The organism is Treponema sp., assembly GCF_045657965.1.
Taxonomy (GTDB): domain Bacteria; phylum Spirochaetota; class Spirochaetia; order Treponematales; family Treponemataceae; genus Treponema_D.
Map to the genome: position 1 here is coordinate 1 of NZ_JAZOUG010000323.1, position 2,336 is coordinate 2,336.

Here is a 2,336-nt window from a genome sequence, read left to right on the forward strand (position 1 = left end):
TGTAAGGCGGCATTCCCTGATTCATAATGATGGCTCTGCTGAACTCAAGCTTCATAAGCTCATCTGGATTGATAAGCGAAGTGCTTGTTTCCTGACTGGATCGGGAAATATTGTTGAATCCCACCTGAAACTTATTTCCGCTTGCACTGATGTTATCCAGAAGCACCGAGCGGTTTCCGATTGATTCACTGAATGTACGCGCATCTTTAAGGGAACCCGGCGCATACAGGATGATTGTCTTACAGTGATCAAGGAACGGATGATTCTCACCGTAAACATCAATTATCTGATTCAATGCCTGGCAGACGATAAAGAACGTGACTCCATAGCCCGCCAAAATTCCAGCGTTTAACGCGATGTCAGGAAAAAATCCGAGCACAGGGAATTCGTCGAGAAGGAAAAGACAAGGAATCTTGAGCTTAACTTCTTTTGCATTTGTCTCACCTGCAGAAAACTTCTTAATCATGAAGGTGATAATCATTCTGAAAACCGGACTGATTCGTTTGATGTGGTTATAGGGTACAATCAGATACAAACTGATTCCGTTCTTAGAATTGATAAAGTCATCTACACTGAAGTCAGAATATGCAGTTGCCTGAGCAAGCAGCGGGTCCTGAAAGAGCGAAATCTTACTAAACACAGTAGAGTAGGTTGAAGCACGCTCTTTTGGTGTCTGAATCTTGCTTCGGTTTGCAGCCTCAACAATCAGCTGATGGATTTTGTCGTTTCCATGGTCGGCATTAATCATTGCTTCAAGCATTTCCCAGCCAGGTCCTTTTGAGTTTTCTTCTTCGCCTTCTTTTTGTTCATCATTTGTGGCAGAAGAGAATACATGAAGAACTGTGGCAAGGTTCTTATCTTTCCAGGGAATGTCTTTTGAAAAGCGAACGTGCATTACAACACCGCTGAAAATATCGCGGGCTGTATTGTTGAAGTACTGTGTTGCCCCATCACTTGCAGCTTTTGCTGTATCTCCACCAAAGAAGATTTCACCGATAGTATCTGCCCAGCTGAAAGCCTCACTTGGAGAATCCGGTATTTCCCAGATTGGATTGTAATGAGCGGTGTTATTGTCCGGATCCAGAGGACGGAACGGAATTACTCTGCTGAATTTAGAACGGTAGCCTGCTGTGGCTGCCCAGTTTTCGCCTTTTGGATCAAATACAACAACACTTCCTCTTCCGCTAACTTCTTTCTTAGTTCTGATTTTGAAAAAGAGAACCTTTTTCTTTATCCATTTGTAAACAGGAATGCCGTAATTCAACAGAGTTGGAATTATGCAGGAAACGCCTTTTCCTGCTCTTGTAGGAGCAATCAAAAGAGTGTTTGTACGTCCTGAATGGCAGACAAGTGCTGCTGGTTTCTTGCAGTGAAGGGTGAGAGATGCCTTTTCAGCATCAATTTTGTAATTCACTCTAGCTTCTGCAAGTTCTCCGCATACAACTCCGTGCTGCTGAAGCATTCCGTATTTCTTTAAGTCTTTACGGGTAGCAAAACGCGCTGTTCCGTGAATGTGCTGATTCTTCTGATGTGCATTAACAAAAATGCTTGTAAGTACAAATAGAACTATTGCAGAAATCAGACAGAAGAATGCAGGGGGAATAGCCTGAAAGAAGTAATACGAATAAGTTTCGTTAAATGCATACTTCATCATGCCAATTATGAAGACCAGAGGATTGTAAACTCTGTATCCATTCTTGGTAATGAAGATTGGATGCCCTATAACCTTCGGGTCATAGTTCATCATTGGTGCAAATTTCTGAGTGGTGATTATTAACCCTATAAAAACAAGGGTAATCGGCACGAACCAGTTTAAAACTGCGAGCCAGTATACTTTGTGGGAGCTGTCCGGGTCCTGACGGGCAAATTCTTCCTTATCTTTCAAAACAAAACCTAACCTTTGGGCAGGCGATTTCGTTTGTTACATTTATAATATACAGAATGTATACAAAAATATCAAGTAGTACATATAAGAAAATAAAAGTGTAAGAATATAAAATTATTTTACGAGAAAATGTGATTTTTGAAATAATTAGTAATTATTTCATTGACAAATTGAACAGGTGTGCTTATATTATAATTAGATTTGAAAAAGTTAGTAATTATATCAAAGCTAACACAGGAGGAGACAGATGGCAGAAGAAAAAAGAGGTGGAGCACGCCCAGGTTCAGGAAGAAAAGCCACTGGAGCAAAAACAAAGCACTACACAGTAAATCTTCCGATTGAAGAAGCAGAGCTTTTAGAAAAACATGCCGCTGAAGTCGGTTTGTCTGTAAATAAATACCTTCGTGAGCTTATTCGTCAGGGAGGTCAGTATCAGATTGCAGATTTCGAT

2 protein-coding genes are annotated in these 2,336 nt (G+C 40.8%); one reads left to right on the top strand and one right to left on the bottom strand.

Annotation, left to right across the window (positions count from 1 at the left end; genetic code table 11):
• Positions 1 to 1,885 (bottom strand): type IV secretory system conjugative DNA transfer family protein (locus ACKI5B_RS12225; RefSeq protein WP_407429163.1); only part of this gene is annotated, 1,885 nt, incomplete at its 3' end.
• Between the two features lie 247 nt (positions 1,886 to 2,132).
• Here ACKI5B_RS12225 and ACKI5B_RS12230 point away from each other — a divergent pair.
• The coding region (locus tag ACKI5B_RS12230) for a hypothetical protein (RefSeq protein WP_407429165.1) at positions 2,133 to 2,336 on the top strand (204 nt) is incomplete at its 3' end.